Source organism: Algoriphagus confluentis, from assembly GCF_036245625.1.
Taxonomy (GTDB): Bacteria; Bacteroidota; Bacteroidia; order Cytophagales; family Cyclobacteriaceae; genus Algoriphagus; species Algoriphagus confluentis.
On sequence record NZ_BTPD01000021.1, the window covers coordinates 1 to 17,670 of the forward strand.

The 17,670-nt window shown below is 43.1% G+C and carries 20 protein-coding genes and 1 pseudogene; 3 read left to right on the top strand and 18 right to left on the bottom strand.

Annotated elements, in window-relative coordinates:
- Positions 1 to 163 (top strand): annotated as a pseudogene (locus tag AAA943_RS21950) (IS30 family transposase); the annotation flags it as partial.
- Positions 164 to 193: 30 nt separating this feature from the next.
- Here AAA943_RS21950 and AAA943_RS20840 read toward each other — a convergent pair.
- The 9 genes from AAA943_RS20840 to guaA all read right to left on the bottom strand — a co-directional run bounded on the left by AAA943_RS20840 (position 194) and on the right by guaA (position 8,597).
- A complete protein-coding gene (locus AAA943_RS20840) occupies positions 194 to 622 on the bottom strand; it encodes a curli production assembly/transport component CsgF (RefSeq protein WP_338226322.1) in 429 nt (142 codons plus the stop codon).
- 9 nt (positions 623 to 631) lie between these two features.
- Entirely contained in the window at positions 632 to 1,141 is a 510-nt protein-coding gene (locus tag AAA943_RS20845) for a CsgE family curli-type amyloid fiber assembly protein (protein ID WP_338226323.1), read from the bottom strand.
- A 79-nt stretch (positions 1,142 to 1,220) separates the two neighbouring features.
- A complete protein-coding gene (locus AAA943_RS20850; RefSeq protein WP_338226324.1) occupies positions 1,221 to 1,877 on the bottom strand; it encodes a hypothetical protein in 657 nt (218 codons plus the stop codon).
- Positions 1,878 to 1,896: 19 nt separating this feature from the next.
- A complete protein-coding gene (locus AAA943_RS20855) occupies positions 1,897 to 2,274 on the bottom strand; it encodes a hypothetical protein (protein WP_338226326.1) in 378 nt (125 codons plus the stop codon).
- Positions 2,275 to 2,325: 51 nt separating this feature from the next.
- Positions 2,326 to 3,174, bottom strand: coding sequence for a hypothetical protein (locus tag AAA943_RS20860; RefSeq protein ID WP_338226327.1), 849 nt, complete (start codon positions 3,172 to 3,174; stop codon positions 2,326 to 2,328).
- Between the two features lie 462 nt (positions 3,175 to 3,636).
- Positions 3,637 to 3,990, bottom strand: coding sequence for a Spx/MgsR family RNA polymerase-binding regulatory protein (locus AAA943_RS20865; protein WP_338226329.1), 354 nt, complete (start codon positions 3,988 to 3,990; stop codon positions 3,637 to 3,639).
- An 11-nt stretch (positions 3,991 to 4,001) separates the two neighbouring features.
- The gene (gene hemL, locus AAA943_RS20870; RefSeq protein ID WP_338226330.1) at positions 4,002 to 5,294 is read right to left on the bottom strand and encodes a glutamate-1-semialdehyde 2,1-aminomutase; all 1,293 of its coding nucleotides are present in this window, start codon (positions 5,292 to 5,294) and stop codon (positions 4,002 to 4,004) included.
- 3 nt (positions 5,295 to 5,297) lie between these two features.
- Positions 5,298 to 6,935 carry a hypothetical protein gene (locus tag AAA943_RS20875; protein WP_338226331.1) on the bottom strand — a complete coding sequence of 546 codons (1,638 nt, stop codon included), beginning with the start codon at positions 6,933 to 6,935 and terminating at the stop codon, positions 5,298 to 5,300.
- Between the two features lie 132 nt (positions 6,936 to 7,067).
- Positions 7,068 to 8,597 (bottom strand): glutamine-hydrolyzing GMP synthase, encoded by a 1,530-nt coding sequence (gene guaA, locus AAA943_RS20880; protein WP_338226332.1) that lies wholly within the window; start codon positions 8,595 to 8,597, stop codon positions 7,068 to 7,070.
- Positions 8,598 to 8,797: 200 nt separating this feature from the next.
- On the opposite strand from guaA, the gene AAA943_RS20885 reads away from it, so the two are divergent.
- Complete coding sequence (locus AAA943_RS20885; protein ID WP_338226333.1) at positions 8,798 to 9,406, top strand: hypothetical protein; 609 nt, start codon at positions 8,798 to 8,800, stop codon at positions 9,404 to 9,406.
- Positions 9,407 to 9,409: 3 nt separating this feature from the next.
- Here the strand turns inward: AAA943_RS20885 and AAA943_RS20890 are convergent, their stop codons facing one another.
- The 8 genes from AAA943_RS20890 to AAA943_RS20925 form a co-directional block, all read right to left on the bottom strand.
- Complete coding sequence (locus AAA943_RS20890; RefSeq protein WP_338226334.1) at positions 9,410 to 10,414, bottom strand: phosphotriesterase family protein; 1,005 nt, start codon at positions 10,412 to 10,414, stop codon at positions 9,410 to 9,412.
- Positions 10,415 to 10,608: 194 nt separating this feature from the next.
- Positions 10,609 to 11,604 (bottom strand): ligase-associated DNA damage response exonuclease, encoded by a 996-nt coding sequence (locus tag AAA943_RS20895; RefSeq protein WP_338226335.1) that lies wholly within the window; start codon positions 11,602 to 11,604, stop codon positions 10,609 to 10,611.
- A gap of 142 nt (positions 11,605 to 11,746) precedes the next feature.
- On the bottom strand, positions 11,747 to 12,346 hold the full coding sequence (locus AAA943_RS20900; RefSeq protein WP_338226336.1) for a flavin reductase family protein: 600 nt from the start codon (positions 12,344 to 12,346) through the stop codon (positions 11,747 to 11,749).
- Positions 12,347 to 12,372: 26 nt separating this feature from the next.
- Positions 12,373 to 12,816, bottom strand: a complete 444-nt coding sequence (locus AAA943_RS20905) for a hypothetical protein (RefSeq protein WP_338226337.1) — start codon at positions 12,814 to 12,816, stop codon at positions 12,373 to 12,375.
- Positions 12,817 to 12,837: 21 nt separating this feature from the next.
- Positions 12,838 to 13,101 carry a hypothetical protein gene (locus AAA943_RS20910; protein WP_338226338.1) on the bottom strand — a complete coding sequence of 88 codons (264 nt, stop codon included), beginning with the start codon at positions 13,099 to 13,101 and terminating at the stop codon, positions 12,838 to 12,840.
- A gap of 70 nt (positions 13,102 to 13,171) precedes the next feature.
- Positions 13,172 to 13,852 carry an SDR family NAD(P)-dependent oxidoreductase gene (locus AAA943_RS20915; RefSeq protein WP_338226339.1) on the bottom strand — a complete coding sequence of 227 codons (681 nt, stop codon included), beginning with the start codon at positions 13,850 to 13,852 and terminating at the stop codon, positions 13,172 to 13,174.
- Between the two features lie 112 nt (positions 13,853 to 13,964).
- A complete protein-coding gene (folE, locus tag AAA943_RS20920; RefSeq protein ID WP_338226340.1) occupies positions 13,965 to 14,669 on the bottom strand; it encodes a GTP cyclohydrolase I FolE in 705 nt (234 codons plus the stop codon).
- Entirely contained in the window at positions 14,629 to 15,039 is a 411-nt protein-coding gene (locus AAA943_RS20925) for a 6-pyruvoyl trahydropterin synthase family protein (protein WP_338226341.1), read from the bottom strand. The genes folE and AAA943_RS20925 overlap by 41 nt, the downstream gene beginning before the upstream one ends.
- Before the next feature lie 302 nt (positions 15,040 to 15,341).
- Between AAA943_RS20925 and AAA943_RS20930 the strand changes: the two genes are divergently transcribed.
- Complete coding sequence (locus AAA943_RS20930; protein ID WP_338226342.1) at positions 15,342 to 16,037, top strand: murein L,D-transpeptidase catalytic domain family protein; 696 nt, start codon at positions 15,342 to 15,344, stop codon at positions 16,035 to 16,037.
- Here the strand turns inward: AAA943_RS20930 and AAA943_RS20935 are convergent.
- Positions 16,027 to 17,667, bottom strand: a complete 1,641-nt coding sequence (locus AAA943_RS20935) for a L,D-transpeptidase family protein (protein ID WP_338226343.1) — start codon at positions 17,665 to 17,667, stop codon at positions 16,027 to 16,029. The genes AAA943_RS20930 and AAA943_RS20935 overlap by 11 nt on opposite strands.
- Between the last annotated feature and the right edge of the window lie 3 nt (positions 17,668 to 17,670).

The window sequence follows — 17,670 nt, forward strand, 5'->3', positions numbered from 1 at the left end:
GATTAGAGCTTTCTTACCTAAAAAAACTGACCTCATTGAAATCTCAACAGAACAAATACAAGCAATCGAAGCTAAAATCAATAACAGACCCGTTAGAAAGTTTAATTACCTTAGTCCAATACAAAAACTCAAACAAAAATTAGGTGTTGCACTTATAAGTTGAACACGGCATTTTTTTCGTCATTAGGAAAAATTAAAAGAATGGAACTTCGATGGTAGAAGTGGCTCCGGTGACATTATCCACTATGGTAACTACCAATCCAGAACCTGAATTCCGAATATCAATCTGATAATCACCGAGATTGTAAGTTCCAGCCTCCAAGGATTCCTCGCCAAATTGTCTTTCCAGAATCTCCCGGGAAAGCCTACTCAAGATCTGCCTATTCAGACTCTCTGAAAAATCTGAAAAAGGGTCCCTTCCCCTTCCAAACTGATCTCTCCCTGCTGACCTAGGATCTTCAAAAGTATCCTGAGCCTGAGCAGAACTCAACATCCATTGATAATTGAAAGTGTTTCCTCCAAAAGCTGGGTTCTTTGGAGTATAAACAAAACGTTGTCCAAAAACCTCTGCTGTTCCCATCAAAAGGAAACCAAATACAAATAGCAAAATGACTCTTTTCATAAGATTGGATTAAAATATTCCTGTACCTCTGCGCTCCTCTCCATCCAACTCTCTGACCAGCTGCTCGTATTGCACAAGGTATTGCTGTGTGATGCCTATGGATTGAAGAGCCAACTCTTCGATATAATCTGTTCTAGGTTGAAGAAATGCCTGAAAGATCAAAATCTCGTTTATTGAGATCTCAATAGTCGTTTGGTTGAGTCGAAAGGGCTTTTCGACGATAAATATTGAATAGTTTTTTGCTTGGGGAGGAGCAACCCAATCCCTAAAGAAGAGATCGTAAAAATCCCTCCCACCTTTGGTTTTTGTATCATCAATAAGCAATCCGTCTATTTCCAAAACTACATCTGAAGACTTCTTACTGCTTACTTGACTTTTGACCTCTTCGACCAGGGTTTTTAGAAAATCCGGCGTATCCGATCTGACAGTTCGGGTGGTATCTCCTTGGGTAGATTGATTTGTAGATTGGGATTGCGCAAAGGAAAGATTTACGAATCCGATAAAAATTATAAAAACCAAGAAATTGAAAACTTTACTTACCACAGGTATACTACACATTTCACATTCCCAATAAATGAAAATCTTTGAAAACAATCAACTATCTTCTCAAAGGAAAATTGAAAGCAGAAGTAGAAATTGACAGACTCATCCCCGCTCCATTTACTCCAGGGTTTTGAGTTACAGAAATCGGACCGCTAAATGGGTCAATAAATGCTTCTAGTGTGTGCTGATTACCGACCTGCCTTACCTCAGCCGACTGAGGTCCCGAAGAAACAAAACCATTTCCCAATAAAGCAATGTCAATCCTATTCCCATTGCCCAATTGAACCAAATTTGCAGATCTACCCGAAACGCCAGCGTATTCCAGATAGGCATTGATCACATTGCCTCTACCTTCCTGAGTGGAATTGATGGAAATATTCTGACCTATAGCCCATAGGCTGACTTCATTCCAGGTACCCGTTTGTCTGAGACTGGCTTGATTTTGCGATCCCACCTGCTCTACATATCCTGTATTTTGCAAGCCTTCCTGAGTGATTGAGGCCATATTTTGTCCTTGTTGGAATACACGTGAATCATTATTATCACCGATTTGCCTTACCAATGCTTCATTTCCGGTAATCACACCATTGGTGGAAATGATTTGGTTAGTCACCAGCCTAAGATTTCTTTCGCTTTCCAACTCCTGCCCCATGAGGCTAAATGGAATCAAAAAACTTGCAAAAAAGGCCAAAGTCAAACAATTGAGTTTCATGATCTAAATTTTTTAAAGCTTATCGTTGAGTAACGCTCGAACCATTTCTGTTACCTATTTGGTACGAATGAGCGAAGTTTTCGGTTCCAAATTGAGAAATTTCTGAAAAATTTCCCGAAGTGAAGGTCAGAATAACCTCAGAGCCAACTTGCCTTACCACCGCTCGGTTATTATCACCCGTCTGTAATTGGAAAGACTCATTGAACTCACCTCGCTGAACCAAAACCACGGTATTCTCATCGCCTGTAAAAGAGGTCTCCGATTGATTTTGATATCCAGTCTGTATTTGAAAAGTTGAGTTTTGATTTCCAGTTTGAATGGAGATGGCTGTATTCTCATGGCCATGGGTGTGAAGACCCATGAAAACGGAAATTAAAACCAAGATTGACGTTTTCATAAAAAGAAACAGCCGGACGAATCCGGCTGATTAGTTGTAATTTGAATGAAATTAATTCTGGATTACAGTAGACATATTGTTGTTTCCTGTTACAAACTGTAAGGAGAAATTACCATTTCCCGTTTGATTAAGGATAGTTGAATTGCCATTACCCAAAATGTCAACTAAACCAACATTCAAATCTCCTGATTGAGTAATGGAGGATACGTTTCCATTTCCATCCTGAAGGACACCAATCGAATTTAGATCACCGTTTTGAGTAATATCTGTTGCCACATTCTCGTTACCGAACTGATAAACAACAGCAGTATTTGAGTCTCCTCTTTGCCAAGTTTTTGCATCATTTCTGTTTCCTACCTGAATAATGTCTGCAAAATTATTGCTCGCTCCCAATTGGTCGACTTCTGCCATATTATCATTACCGATTTGATCAATATAAAGTGTATGACCGGATTGGGATTGACGACCGAGAGCTTCGTTACGATTTCCTTCCTGGACCACATATCCCTCATTTCCTCCATTGAAAGTGGTAAGGGTAGCAAGATTTTCTTTTCCATCTTGAAAAATCTCGTGATTACTTGCAAAAGTACCTGAGGAAAATCCCTGTCTTTGGCTGATTGAGGCGGTGTTGTCATTGCCGATTTGGGTCATAAAAGCCGTAGCATTGTTGGATTGAATACTTCCTCCTCCAAAACCTCCTTGCAAAACAGTACCCATGTTTCTATTTCCATCCTGAATTAGGGAAGACCCGTTGTCGTTTCCAAATTGGGTTACTGTTGCAGTGTTATTGTTTCCAGTCTGATCTGTAGTGGAAGAGTTGTTTTGACCAGTTGGAGTTTGGGCAAAAGATACTGATGCTGCAAATGCAAAAGCACCTAAGAATAAAATTGACTTTTTCATGGTTTTTTTGAAGTTAATTGATTGAATAAATAGTTTAAAATTGGTTCTATCGGCTATTTGATTGATCTGCGGGAATAGGCTTTATTTTCACTTATACTGATCCCGTTTTGAAATCACATACTTTAATTCGCTTTTCAATACCTTATTTTTGTATTTCGAAACAAATCTAGTCTTTGAGGATAGTTGATGCAATAAGTAATTTCCCTATTCTTATAAACTTAACATTGGGTATTTTCACTCATATTTAAGTCCTATAAAAACTGAATTGAATGGAAAACAGGGCGTTAACCCCCTTTTTGAATGAAATCGAAAAACCCCTTTGAAAAAAAAATCCCATAGGTATGATCTATGGGATGGGTTGGATTTGATTTCCTTTCCGATTGACTCCCTAAAATAGGGATAGAGAGGTGAGGAAACCTTATTCGAGAAATGGAACTTTACTAAATCAGTAAAGTTCTGGTTTTAGGAAAAAAGCTTTTGAAATTTTTGGAGGTCCAAGCCAACGAGCAAGTCCATACCGGAAGCATCAATTATCGGCCTCTTGATCATACTAGGGTGCTCCACCAAAATCGGAAGCGCCGTCTCTTCTTCTTCCAAGGCAGCCTTCTGATTTTCATCCATCTTGCGGTAGGTAGTTCCTTGCTTATTGACCAAAGTGCTTAAGCTCACTTTTTGTAAAAAAGACTTCAAAAGCTCTATCGTTGGCTTTTGCTTTTTGTAATCGACAAATTCAAAGGACACTCCATTTTCTTCCAAGAAGTTGAAGACCTTTTTCATGGTATTGCAGTTTTTGATACCGTATACTCTAATTGACATTTTCAAATTATTTAACCTAGAATTTCTTTCATACTTTCTTTGTGCGCAGACAAAACAACCTCAATCAATCCGTCAGTAAGTGCGGTGGAAAGAAACAAGCTTTCAAACTGACTGGGCGCCAAATAAACCCCTCTTTTTAGCATGGCCTGAAAATAAGTGCCAAATAATGCAGTATCTGATTTTTTTGCTGATTCAAAATCCACAACCGGAGAATCGGTAAAAAACAGGGAATACATGCTGCCGATATGATTCACCGTGTAGTTGAGATTAAGATCTAGATTGATCTTGACGATCCCTTCTGTGATTTTTCTTCCGATTTGATTCAAAGAAGCGTAGACTTCAGGATGGGTGTCCAAATGCCTAAGCATAGCCAATCCAGCTGCCATGGCGATAGGGTTTCCCGACAAGGTACCGGCTTGGTACACTGGTCCTGCAGGAGACACAAACTCCATAATCTCTTTTTTCCCTCCATAGGCACCTACCGGCATCCCTCCTCCTATGATTTTGCCTAAGGTAGTCATGTCGGGAGTCACTCCAAAAAGCTCCTGAGCACCGCCTTTTGCCAAGCGAAAACCGGTCATCACCTCATCAAAAATCAGAACGATACCCTCTCGGGTGCAGATTTCTCTTAACCCTTCCAAATACCCCGGCAAAGGCAACGTCAAGCCCATATTTCCTGGAACAGGTTCAATAATCAAGGCGGCAATCTCTCCTTTATTTGCCTGAACCAAGTTTTCAACAGCATGCAGGTCATTGTAGGGAGCCAGGAGGGTGTCCTTTGCCGTGCCTACTGTCACCCCCGGAGAATCCGGATTTCCCATGGTGATTGCTCCTGAGCCTGCAGAGATTAAGAAAGAATCCCCATGTCCGTGATAGTGGCCTTCCATTTTGATAAATTTATCCCTTCCTGTATAGCCACGGGCCACACGGATGGCGGACATGGTCGCTTCGGTACCGGAATTGACCATTCGGACTTTTTCCACAGAAGGGACCATCTTCACGATCAATTCTGCAATTTCTACCTCCCTCGCTGTAGGAGCTCCAAAGGAAGTCCCGTTTTCCATCGCTTTAATGACCGCCTCCTTGATCATGGGGTGATTATGGCCAAGAATCATCGGCCCCCAGCTATTGATCATTTCGATGTAGGCATTGCCATCTTCGTCAAAGATGTAGGCCCCGTCGGCTTTTTTGATAAATATGGGGTCACCTCCAACTGCTCTAAAAGCTCGAACAGGGGAGTTGACTCCACCGGGAATGAAATTTTGGGCATGGGCAAAGAGCCGCTTGCTTTCAGAAATTTGCATGGTTTAGTTTAATGGAATGAGTTCCCCGTTTTCCAGCTTCAGAATAGGGGAAAATTGATTGGAATTGCTGTTTTGGAAGTTGAATCCATGGGTCAATTTCCCAGGTTGATAGCTTTTTGAATCAAGCCCTCTTCTCAAATCCGAGAATTCCGAGAAATTGGATTTGATCCAGAAAATTAATTCGGAGCCTAGAATAGCGTTCAAACTGGGCAGGGCCAGATTTTTGGAATAAAACCTGTCCCGGAAAGCATTCATGGCTTCCGTACCGAAGTTTGGAGTGTTGTTGTAAATAAAATACAGATTGGGAAATTCGATCATTTCAAAGTTGGCAAAATTGAAAGAAACCCAAGAATCCATAACCAAAGTGGGTACAGAAATGGTCACCGATTCAAACAAAGCAAATACAGGCTGGGCAATAGCAGGATCATCTCCCAACAAAATTACCTGATCTGCTCGGAGCACAGAGTCACCTCGACCTCGAATCCCCAAATCATTGAAAAACTCAATTACATTTCGCCGGTCGACTTCCTGAAAATTAAGCAAATCATACCCTTCCCTACTAAGTTTATCTTTTAGCAAAGAAGCTAGTGCCTGATCTCGGGAAGCCGTGCTATAACCAATTGCCACCCTTTTGCCCCAATTTTCTTTCTTCATTGCGGCTAAGATTCCCTCAGAAAGAGCCTGAACCGAAGGTCTGAACAAATAACTGTACTTAAGCTGCTCAAACCGGTCTCCAAGATTGGAAAGTGGATGGATAAATGGGATCTTCTCTGACTCTGCATACTGACTCACTAAATCCGTCTCATCAGGGTAAATCGGACCGATAATCACGTCTGCATTTTCCAACGCTGGGTCCTTGAGCAAATTTCCTATGTATTTTAAATCCCGCTTGGAATCAAAAGTTTGCATTTGAACAGGCACACCTTCTGATTTCAATTGATTTACTCCTGCCAATATCCCTTGATAAAGCTCAAAAATGAAGTCGTTAGAAGATATAGAAGAAATCGAAGTATTTCCTGTGGTAAAGGGCAAAATGACCACAATATCCAAAACTTCATCCTGCTTTGCTCCCACTTTAGAGTTACTCTGCCCGACTATCTTGAGCGCTTCACGCTCTCCTGCCGTCATGATTTCCTTCTGCTGAAGCACAAAAGCCATAGCAGACGTGTACCCCGGGTTGGATTTAAACTCCTGAAGATTTGTGACCAAAAAGGTCGGAGAGGCCTGAACCAGAAATTCAAAAACAGCATACTGAGCTTTGGTCATGATTTCCTCACTTTTGATCTGCTGGACCATCCGCATGCCGTCCAAAGTCTGCCCATTTTGGAAGTAACCCAAAGCCAGAAGGTATTTCATCTCATCTGACTTGCTCCAGTTTCTGGAATAGACCGGCCGAAGAACTTCGATAGCCTGAGCGGGTTGATTCACTTTCAAATAGGCCTCTGCACTGTGAAAAGCCGCGTAATTGGCTAAATTTCCAAATTTCCCTGCATCCAAATACTCCTTAAACCCATTTATAGAAGACCAATAGTCTTCATTGGCCAGGGCTGATTTGGCTTTCTGATAGTTTTCAGGAAGGCCCTGAGAAAAACCGGTTTGAAACACAAAAAATACAAGGAATAAAGAAAGGTATCTCTGCATTGGATCTTAACTAAAGGATGAATTTTCAGGAAATTCAAATTTAAGGCATTATTTCCATTCCCAAAGACCGGACCGCAATGCCTTAGAAAGGAGAAACCCGGGGGAGGGCCCTCGGGTTTTAACTTTTTTTATTTATTCCCACTCGATCGTTGCCGGCGGCTTGGAAGAAATATCATAAACTACCCGGTTGACTCCCTTGACTCTATTGATGATTTCATTTGACATTTTCCCAAGGAAATCATAGGGCAAATGAATCCAATCTGCAGTCATTCCATCCACTGAGCCGACAGCTCTCAGTGCCACTACCCGCTCGTAAGTCCTTTCATCTCCCATCACTCCCACCGACTGAATCGGAAGCAGAATAGCACCTGCTTGCCATACCTGATCGTAAAGCCCATGGTTTTTCAATCCTTGGATGAAAATATGATCCACTTCCTGAAGGGTTTTCACTTTTTCTTCGGTGATATCTCCCAAAATTCGGATGGCCAAACCAGGTCCCGGGAAAGGGTGCCGTCCGATGATGGTTTCCGGAATTTCCAAAGCTCGACCCACTTCACGTACCTCGTCTTTGAAAAGGGTATTCAATGGCTCCACCACAGACAACTTCATAAAATCGGGTAATCCACCCACATTATGGTGAGATTTGATGGTGGCAGATGGGCCTTTGACAGATACCGATTCAATTACATCGGGATAGATCGTTCCTTGTCCGAGCCATTTGACACCGTCAATTTTATGCGCCTCGTCATCAAAAACTTCGATGAACACCCGGCCAATCGCTTTCCGCTTTGCCTCCGGATCGGTCAAGCCAGCCAAAGCATCATAAAAACGCTGCTTGGAATCGACTCCGATGACATTCAATCCCATATGCTTGTAGGAGTCCAGTACTTCTTCAAACTCATTTTTACGAAGCAGTCCGTTATCCACAAACACGCAGGTCAGCTGATCTCCTATCGCCCGGTGGATCAAGGTAGCGGCTACAGAAGAATCCACACCTCCAGAGAGCCCCATGACCACTTTATCAGTACCGATTTTTGCTTTTAGCTCGGAAACAGTAGCATCGATGAAGGTGTCTGAGGTCCAATCCTGAGAACAACCGCAAATCCCTACCACAAAATTTCTCAATAGGTTTTTCCCTTCCAAAGAATGGGTCACTTCCGGATGGAATTGTATTCCATAAGTCTTTTCGCCTTCCACTTTGAAAGCAGCCACACGAACGGAGGAAGTGCTGGCAATTACTTCAAACCCAGATGGAAGCTCCTTAATGGTATCTCCATGTGACATCCACACCTGCGAACCATGGGTCATTTCCTTTAGCAAATCATGATGAAGGTCAATATGGTCCAGATTGGCACGTCCATATTCCCGAATGGTAGATGGCAGAACTTCTCCCCCATATTTGCTGGCTAAAAGCTGGGCGCCATAGCAAACTCCCAAGACAGGAAGTTTACCCCGGAAGGCTTCGGTATTTACATCTGGAGCTCCTTGGTCTCTCACTGAGCAAGGTGAACCGGAAAGGATGATCCCTCTGATATCAGAAGTGATCTCCGGGACTTTGTTGTAAGGGTGAATTTCACAATAAACGTTGAGCTCTCGGACTCTTCGTGCAATCAGCTGGGTGTATTGAGATCCAAAATCTAGGATCAGGATTTGTTCTGCCATGCGCAAAGGTAATCAGGGGAGACCGCTTACTAAAATTCGGCAAAGAAAATTTGGACAACAGGAGATGTTCTTTCTTGCTTTCAGCTCAAAATTCCAAGATTTCCTTCTTAACATTTATTTAGTTAAAATAACTATACTCTATTTTTTACTTGAAATATTCTTTTGGATGTTTGGCACGACAACTTTTAATCCCAAACCTTATGAAAGCAAATCAACTTATCCTGCTCCTCATTTTCTTCTCATCTTCTCAATGCCTAGTCCAGGCACAGGACCGGCCAAAGCTCCAATACACCGTCGGAGCAGGAGGCTCTCATGACCCGAACAACATGCTTTATGGCCTGAATTTCAGCAATGAACTCAACTATCGATTGGGAAAAAGGACTTCTCTCAATGCAGGCCTTCTTTTTTACCAATCAATCGGGAGTTTTGAAAATGACAACTTTGCACCTGGTCAGAAAAACCGAAATCACTCTTCAGGATTTTTTATTAATCCATCTTTCAAATACCGCTTAATTCAGCGGCCCTCTGAGTTCAACCTTTCTTTTGCCCTTGGCCCAACGCTCCAATTAGGTGGGGAAGGGTATATAGCCAATATCAATTTTTTTAATCCTGAAGATGGACCCAACTTAGCCAGCTTTACAGACAGTTATCAGCGAATTGGAATTTTTGCGGAATTAGAAGCAGAATGGAAGACCAAAAATCCAAATGTGAGGAATGCAGTCAGTCTTGCCGCTACTGGATTTGATGAATACCTCAGGTGGTATGTCCATGCTTCCTACAAAATCCGCTTTGGCATTGGAAAGAAGTAAGGTTTACCTACCCAAAGCGAAAGCCTTTTTCGGGTTTTTCACCAAAAGCTGATTCCAGTCCTGATCGGAAAACCCTTTTTCTGTGAGGATCGGAATCAGCTTTTCAAAAATGTTGGTAAACGGCTGAAAATCTCCCCCACCTGGTTTGGCGGGATCATACCATCCTGCATCATGGGAAATCAGGACATTTCCGAGAATTCCATTTTCCTTGGCAAAAACAAGACGGTCCACATAGGGATCAATGGCCCAACCTATCCCATCAAGGCTAATCCAAACGCCCAATTCGGCAGCCTTTCGATAGTTTTCAAAATCTTCCTCAGCCTGGGCATGCACCCAGACAAATTCGGAAGGCTTCACTCCCATTTCCTGAAGAATCCGGACTTCTTGAATGGCGGTATTCCAAGTTCCGGTATGGGAGGCGATGGTCAAACCGGTGTTTAGGTGGGTGATGGCTGCGGCTCGCACGAGCTTTTGATCGATTGCCGAAAGCGGATCTGCCTCATTCACTGAAATCTTGATAAAACCCGGTTTGATCCCCGTTCCCTCAATTCCATTTTCAAATTCGGCTATCCATCGCTCAGCAAGTTGCTCAGCTGTTTCTGTTTGGACAAAGTCGGGAAGGTATTTCCCTCCCACAGCACCATAAAATCCGGTATTGGTCAGAATCTGAATACCGGACTTTTCGCTGAGAGCTTTCAGAAGCAAGGGATCTTTAGCCAAATAGCTGGGTGTGCAATCCAAGATGGTCCGAACTCCATGCTTTTTCACCTCCATCAGGTAAGGAAGCACTTTGGCTGTCACCGAATCTCGATTCCAGCGATCTGAATTGATCGAATCTGCCCCGATAAAGTCCACCAGCATGTGTTCATGAATCAGCGTCAGGCCCATAGAGTCAATCGAAATGGGGCTCGTGACTGAATGGATAGAATTTTCAGCTTTGTTTGTAGGAGAATTTTGGCAGGAAGCTAAAAATAGGCTTAGGGAAATGAACATCAAAAATTTGGACATAAGAAGGAGAGTTGAATCCACTCCCAAGGTATCAGTGGATCATCAATTTTGCAATCTTTCCATTTTTCAATCCTGATCAACTTTGTTCCTTCTATGTCTTGTACCGCCCAAGAAGGAGCACTGAAACAAATCTGGGAACCTTTCCAAATAATCCTACCATTGGTCATCCAACATCCAGTACCGGATACTCTTCCCTATTCCACTTCCTCTGCCCCAAAAAGCGTCTGCAACTCTACCGCATCAATTCCCTTTTCTTCTTGAAGAAATCTTCCGAAAGCGGCCGTACTTCCATGCGTGAGGTAGACTTTTTCCGCCTCGATAGCGGAAATAGCAGAAATCAAGCCCTCCCAATCCGCATGGTCCGAAAGCACAAATCCCCGATCTGCTGCTCTCCTCCTTCGAGTACCCCGGACAGCCATCCAACCGGAACAGATTCCCGTGCGGTATGGGGAAAATCGTCTCATCCACGGAGTGCCCATAGCTGAAGGAGGAGCAATAATCAAAGCTCCCTTGAACCGATTCTTAGGGATATCCTGAGTCACTTTGGGTACATCCCAAAGTGGAATCCCATTGGCAATCAGGGCTTGATTGGTATTCCAGATTGCACCATGGACAAAAACTTCACCGATTTCCAGATTGAGATTTTGAAGGATTCGTTGGGCCTTTCCCAGAGAATAGGCAAAAAGCACTGAATTCCGCCCTTCAGAGGCATTTTCCTTCCACCAGGAGTTGATCTGAGTGAAGATTTCTGCCTGAGATTCCCACTTGTAAATCGGTAGCCCAAAAGTGCATTCGGAAACAAACTCGTGGCATCTGACAGGTTCGAATGGGGTAGAAAGTCCGTCATTTTCGACTTTGTAGTCCCCGCTGACCACAGCGACTTTTCCCTGATATTCCAGTCTTACCTGGGACGAACCCGGAATATGCCCAGCAGGATGAAGACTGATTTTCACCCCATTAATTGCAAGCTGCTCTTGATATTCCAGCGTATGAAGACTGATTTCAGTTCCGAGACGAAGCTTCATCACCTCTGCCGAGTCTCGGTGAGCCATGTAATGCTTCATCCCCCATCGAGCATGATCAGAGTGTGCATGGGTGATTACTGCCCGATCTACAGGTCTCCAAGGGTCAATAAAAACGTTTGCAGGAGGACAAAAAAGCCCGGAGTCGGTGAGTTCTAGGAGTTGCAAATTTGTAATAGACGTATTTGGATTTTTAAAATTCAGCAGTTTCGAACCACTAGGATGCTATAGGCCTAGGTTTTGAATTTAATTCAGGCTAATCACAAAAAAAACTTGAATCGGTCTCAGCCTGCTTCCGTGATCTATCCATTCAAATCTCAACAGGCTGAATTCCCGGCTTCGGGTAAGCTAATCTAGCCAGTTTCTTGCCGAGATGGTATTCATCCAATCCACTTACAGTGACGGTTTCCAATAGATTCAGATCCAGGGAACCATCTGCTCTCAGGCCCGCCTCCTCTACATAGACATGATCTATATTGGCAATCATGAGAACGGTCTGATTGACTTGCAGCGTTTGTGTTTCCACCAAAGTACAGCCCAACTGAACTGGACTTCCCTTCACGAAGGGAGCATCAAATCCATCTTTGTATTCCTCCTCTAATCCAGCGCCTACAAATTCACTTCCCTCCCAGTTGGCCGCTGCCCAGTGGGCTTGCTGATATAAGGAAGGCGTTACGTGATTGAGGGTAAAGCAATGGGTGTCTAAAATATTTTCCAGCGTGTCCCGCTTGACCGTATGAGGTCTGAAGAGAATCCCCACCAAAGGAGGGGCCGCGCCGATATGAAAAACTTGAGAAAAAGGAGCTACGTTAGTAACTCCCTCTTTATTTTTAGTTGCAATCAGGTTGAGGCTCTTGTAGCCCGAAAGGCAATTGATCAGATTTCTTCTGTAAAAGGAATCCAGATCCATGATTGATGCTGATGAAAAGTGACGGCTCATTTGATAATGGCCTCCTCTATGCTGTCGCAATACTTAATATCCAGCTGATCAATGATATTGTCAGGATAGTTTTGGAGAATTTGTTCTTTGGCTATTTGCACCATCTTTTCAAACCATTTTTCTGCAGGGAGTATTTTTCTGTGGGTTTTCAAACCGAAGGCGAGCATGTCTTTTTTCCAGTGGATAAAGTACCACTCCATCGTAGGTTGGTGAAATGCTCTGAGGGATCTTTTATCAAAAATGAACTTTTCGAAATTTCCGGCTTTGACTATTTCTCCAATTTGAAGGAAAATGGACTGGAAATCTTCAATCGGGATATAATCAGCCAAAAGTTCGCAAACAACGATCTTCTTTTCTGCGCTGACCGATACCCTCGCGTAGCGTTCCTCAAAGGCTATCTCGAAGTCCTGGATTTCGGAAGGGTTTAGAGTTTGATTCATGGCTTTCGTTGAGGGATTTGGTTAAAACACAGTTTTTCTTGGCTGAGATTGGGAAATTTTGACCTCATCTTGGAATTCAGAAAGTCGGTGTTCCAGATTTGAGGCATACTCCAAGGTGGTCCGCATCATATCCTGCTGGGACTGAATCTGTTCTTTGAGACGGCAAAGTTCCTTGTTGACCTCTGCCAGCCTCATTTCGTACTCTTGTTTTAGCCTCTCTTTCTCCAATTGGGCCTTCCTCAATTCTTCCTTAAACAACAGGAATGATTCAGGTGGTGTCTTCATATTCACAGCTCGTTCGTCTCGGGACCGTACCCGGTAATGAGACAATTTTTGAGGTAAAATTGTTTTAAGATTATTTCAAATTGGACATTCCTCCATCCAAATGGAGGATTTGCCCTGTCATCCAGGAAGATTGGGAAGACAACAAAAATACCGTTGCTGCGGCAATGTCTTCGGGAGTTCCAATTCTACCCAAAGGATGACGCTTGTCGGAAGCTTCTTTTTTCTCCGGCGTAGAAAGCAAAGCGGAGGCTAGGGGAGTTTCGGTAAGGGAAGGGGCAATGGCATTGACCCTGATTTTGGATGGGGCCCACTCTGCTGCCAAAGACCTTGTCAGCCCTTCTATTGCTCCTTTGGCCGAGGAGATACCTGCATGGAAGCCCATTCCCGTCTGAACTGCCACTGTGCTGTACAGGACTACTGATGGAGAATCGGACTTTTTTAATGCCTTCATGCAGGACTGAAGTACTCTTACCGCGCCGAAAAAGTTTATTTCCATTTCGGTCTTGAAGTCCTCCAAGGAAATTCTGTGAAATGGCTTGAGATTGATCGTACCAGGACAATAAACTAGCCCATCAACTTTTTCAGGTAATCCAGGAATTTCAGAGAAAGCTAGACTGACATCCAGTTCTGTAGTACCTTCCGCGCTTTTGGAGTAGAGAAATAGGTTTGCGCCTTCCTTTTCAAGCGCTTCAGCCACTGCTTTCCCTATCCCCGAATTACCGCCAATCACTACTATATTCTTATCTTTCATTTCGTGTATTTCTTTTTACATAAAATCAATAAAATGGGCTTTTGTTTGCATTACTAACAAAAAAAGCCGGGAATTTCTGCCCGGCTTTTTGTTGGTCTAGTTGGATTTTACTTTATTTTTCCAAAGCGATATACTTTAGAAATTCATTGCGGCTTTGTTCGTCGTGTTTGAATTTTCCGGAGAAAAAGGAGGTCACGGTAGAGCTGTTGGTGTCATTTACACCCCGGCTGCTGACGCACATATGGTAAGCATCCATAATTACCGCTACATCCTGCGTACCCAATACTTCAATCAATTCATTTCCAATCTGCATGGTCAATCTTTCCTGAACCTGAGGCCGCTTGGAAAAGTATTGCACAATTCGGTTGATTTTGGATAATCCGATTACACTTCCATTGGAAATGTAAGCGACATGGGCTTTGCCATAGATAGGTACGAAATGATGCTCACAGTGGGAGTGGAAAGTGATGTCCTTCTCCACCAGCATTTCGTTGTATTTGTATTTGTTTTCGAAAAGCTTGGCAGCCGGTTTGTTTTTTGGGTTGAGGCCAGAAAACACCTCTTTCACATACATTTTGGCGACTCGGTGTGGGGTTCCTTTCAGACTATCGTCAGTCAAATCCAGCCCCATAATGTTCATGATTTCCCGAAAATGCTTTTCGATCAATTCCACTTTCAGATCATCGTCCATTTCGAAAGCATCCTCTCTAAGCGGTGTTTCAAAGGAAGTACCTACGTGCTCTTCACCGATTTCTTCAAATGAAGCCCTGGCAATGTCAATTCCCATCGTATTCAACAAAGTTTCTTTCTGTTTCATAAAGTCGAATGATTAATTCGAATCGCCGATCAATTTTTTCTCTCAAAATATTCCAAATAACCACTGCAATGTTTTCAGCAGATGGATTGAGATTTCTGAATTCATCGGTATCCAAGTTTAAGTTTTTGTGGTCAAATTTATTTAGTACGTGCTCTTTGATCAGATCGCTGAGCTCTTTCATGTCATACACGTAGCCTGTATCAGGATCAATCTCTCCTTTCAGTTGAACGATTAGGTCATAATTATGCCCATGGAAGTTTGGATTGTTGCATTTTCCGAAGATTTGCTGATTCCTTTCTTCTGTCCAACTTGGATTGTAGAGTCTGTGAGCAGCATTGAAATGCTCTTTTCGGAATACGGATACTTTCATTGAAGGTAGAAACAGGGTAATTTCAAATTTTGTTTAACAATTATCTATTTTTATTAAACAAATAAGCAAATCATCTGTAAGTCAAAGGTTTATTTTTTTACCCGATCGCAAAAGTAGAGATATAAACTTCCCAAGCCAAACCTTACCTCCTTACAAATCAAACAACAAACGGCAAAAGGACACGATTTGGTTCCCTTATTACAAAATGGAGGGAGAGTAGTGAATTCGGAAAATTTCTGGCAAAGTATTTGAATATTTTGGCGATGCTTTAAATTTAAGGTTTCACCCCGAACATTACACTCATGCCTGCTTTCCAGGGAATTCTATTGCCTATAATCTGGATTTTCAGTTCTTCTTCCCCTTTGTCTACACTTCCTCCTACTCCTATTGGGAAGACCAAAAGCGAAATAATCAGGGATCGATTGATGGAAAAACACGAAAACGCTCCCTCTATTTACGCCTTGGATTTTGCTTTGGATGGGTATGAAACCCTCGAAAATACGCTGGATAAGCAGATTTTAACTCTAATAGACTTTTCTCTTCCCTCGACTGAAAGGAGACTTTGGATCATAGACCTAGTAGAGGAAGAAATAGTACTCAATACCGTAGTAGCGCACGGCAGAAACTCCGGAAATCTTATGGCCGAAAAATTCTCCAACCGTCCGGAGTCCTATCAAAGTAGCTTGGGATTTTATAAAACCGGAGAGACTTATATCGGCAAGCATGGCTATTCTCTCAGATTGGACGGTCTGGAAGAAGGATTCAATGATCAGGCAAGAAGCAGGGCCATCGTAATCCATGGAGCAGACTATGCCCGGGAAGAATTTGCCAAAGTCTCAGGCAGGTTAGGCAGGAGCTTAGGCTGTCCAGCGGTACCGTCAGAGCTTTCTAAAGAGGTCATCGACCTCATCAAAGACGGATCTCTCCTGTTTATTTTTGCCGATCAGGAAGAGTATCTCCAGCAGTCCGCATTCATCCAGGATCGATCTACTGATTGAGCAAGGCCAATACCTCGGCGTCTCTATTATAAATATCCTGTCTGAAATGAGGCTGCCCTTTGGAATCAGACCAAAACGTGAGATAAAGCAAAACCACAGGGATTTTTCTGGGAAGATTGACGATCTTCTCCCTGTCTTGGTGCATGGCTGCGTTGATCTTATCCGGGGTCCAAAATGGATCATCTCTCAACAGCAACTGAGCAAAATCAGCAGGATTTTGCAAGCGAATACAACCGTGACTCATGGCCCGATCCTCCCGATCAAACAAGGTCCGGGCAGGTGTATCGTGAATGTAAACACTGTGGGAGTTAGGAAACATAAATTTCACCAATCCCAAGGAATTGTTTCCGCCTGGTTTTTGACGAATGAGATAGGGAAAAGATTTGGAGGACCAATCGATCGAATTGGCATTTACAGGCTTACCTGAAGTGGTGATTACCTCCATGTTTTTGTTTTGGAGATAATTGGGATTTTTCCTGACGGCCGGAATAATCTCATTTTTGGTAATGGAGTAGGGAATATTCCAATAAGGGCTAAATACAATATAGCTCATTTCCGCCCTGAAAATTGGCGACTCATGGTAGCGTTTTCCGACAATCACCCGGGAAGAAAAAAGAGTGTCCAGGTTATTGAGGTAGTCCAATTGAAAATTGGCAATATTGACCACGATCAGTTCCATATTCTGGACTGTATCCGGCAGCCAGCGCAGCCTCTCCATGTTTACCCGAGCTTTGTCCATCAAAGCAGTAGGAGATGCATTGAGCGCAATTACCGTGTTTTTCCCGATAATCCCGTCAGGTTCCATTCCATTTTTCTGCTGAAACCGAACCACACCCTCCACCATCAGAGAATCGTAAGTTTTGGAATCAGAGAGCTGGACTGCTTCCAGGTATCCCCAGAATTGCAGGCGTTGTCTCAATTGAGGAACAGAGGAATGGGTATCCCCTACTTTCAGCGATTTATCCAGTTTCAAGGCCTTCCAGGAAAGAGAATCAACTTTGGACTTCTGCTCTAGTGATCGGATCACCTCTCTGCTCCTTTTATAAATTGTGAACTTGGGATATAACTTCTCAAGATTTCTGCGGATATCCAACTCAGCAATGGCCTTATTCAATAAGGACAAATGATCCATTCTGATTCCTTTGCGCTCAATCGCCCAGTCTCCTTTAAGCTGCGCAGGATCGACTTTCCCTATTTCCAAATCCTCTGCCAGTTGGAAAAAGGCATTGGTCAATAGCAAATCCAAAGCAGCCAGGTCTCCAGCTTCACTGGGTTTTTTGGCAACTTTATTGGCTTCAAAAGTCTTAAAATATGCTTCAATCCATGCCAAATCATAATCCTCGGGGTTTAAACCGTCGTATTTGGACTCCCTGATTTCATACCGCATCTCGTAGGCTAATTCCAGAAGAATTCCATCTTTGGTCCAAACTTCCTCAAAATTTCTATCCACATAGAACGTATGAATCCAAGAACTGGTCTTCAGCTCTCTGCCGGATATCACCAACCGGTCTGTGGGTGTCTCATATTCCAAAATGCCGCGAATTTGGTCTTGGATAGCACCGGTCTGCTGCTTTGCAGAAACAAGAGAATAGCTGATGCAAAAGAGAATAGTGAGGACAGAAATTTTCATAAA

What these genes read in the sequence shown, in the direction of transcription:
- AAA943_RS20840 (WP_338226322.1), bottom strand. Translation starts at nt 622, where the DNA reads ATGAAAAGAGTCATTTTGCTATTTGTATTTGGTTTCCTTTTGATGGGA.
- AAA943_RS20850 (WP_338226324.1), bottom strand. Translation starts at nt 1,877, where the DNA reads ATGAAACTCAATTGTTTGACTTTGGCCTTTTTTGCAAGTTTTTTGATT.
- AAA943_RS20855 (WP_338226326.1), bottom strand. Translation starts at nt 2,274, where the DNA reads ATGAAAACGTCAATCTTGGTTTTAATTTCCGTTTTCATGGGTCTTCAC.
- AAA943_RS20860 (WP_338226327.1), bottom strand. Translation starts at nt 3,174, where the DNA reads ATGAAAAAGTCAATTTTATTCTTAGGTGCTTTTGCATTTGCAGCATCA.
- AAA943_RS20865 (WP_338226329.1), bottom strand. Translation starts at nt 3,990, where the DNA reads ATGTCAATTAGAGTATACGGTATCAAAAACTGCAATACCATGAAAAAG.
- hemL (WP_338226330.1), bottom strand. Translation starts at nt 5,294, where the DNA reads ATGCAAATTTCTGAAAGCAAGCGGCTCTTTGCCCATGCCCAAAATTTC.
- AAA943_RS20875 (WP_338226331.1), bottom strand. Translation starts at nt 6,935, where the DNA reads ATGCAGAGATACCTTTCTTTATTCCTTGTATTTTTTGTGTTTCAAACC.
- guaA (WP_338226332.1), bottom strand. Translation starts at nt 8,597, where the DNA reads ATGGCAGAACAAATCCTGATCCTAGATTTTGGATCTCAATACACCCAG.
- AAA943_RS20885 (WP_338226333.1), top strand. Translation starts at nt 8,798, where the DNA reads ATGAAAGCAAATCAACTTATCCTGCTCCTCATTTTCTTCTCATCTTCT.
- AAA943_RS20890 (WP_338226334.1), bottom strand. Translation starts at nt 10,414, where the DNA reads ATGTCCAAATTTTTGATGTTCATTTCCCTAAGCCTATTTTTAGCTTCC.
- AAA943_RS20900 (WP_338226336.1), bottom strand. Translation starts at nt 12,346, where the DNA reads ATGGATCTGGATTCCTTTTACAGAAGAAATCTGATCAATTGCCTTTCG.
- AAA943_RS20905 (WP_338226337.1), bottom strand. Translation starts at nt 12,816, where the DNA reads ATGAATCAAACTCTAAACCCTTCCGAAATCCAGGACTTCGAGATAGCC.
- AAA943_RS20910 (WP_338226338.1), bottom strand. Translation starts at nt 13,101, where the DNA reads ATGAAGACACCACCTGAATCATTCCTGTTGTTTAAGGAAGAATTGAGG.
- AAA943_RS20915 (WP_338226339.1), bottom strand. Translation starts at nt 13,852, where the DNA reads ATGAAAGATAAGAATATAGTAGTGATTGGCGGTAATTCGGGGATAGGG.
- folE (WP_338226340.1), bottom strand. Translation starts at nt 14,669, where the DNA reads ATGAAACAGAAAGAAACTTTGTTGAATACGATGGGAATTGACATTGCC.
- AAA943_RS20925 (WP_338226341.1), bottom strand. Translation starts at nt 15,039, where the DNA reads ATGAAAGTATCCGTATTCCGAAAAGAGCATTTCAATGCTGCTCACAGA.
- AAA943_RS20930 (WP_338226342.1), top strand. Translation starts at nt 15,342, where the DNA reads ATGCCTGCTTTCCAGGGAATTCTATTGCCTATAATCTGGATTTTCAGT.
- AAA943_RS20935 (WP_338226343.1), bottom strand. Translation starts at nt 17,667, where the DNA reads ATGAAAATTTCTGTCCTCACTATTCTCTTTTGCATCAGCTATTCTCTT.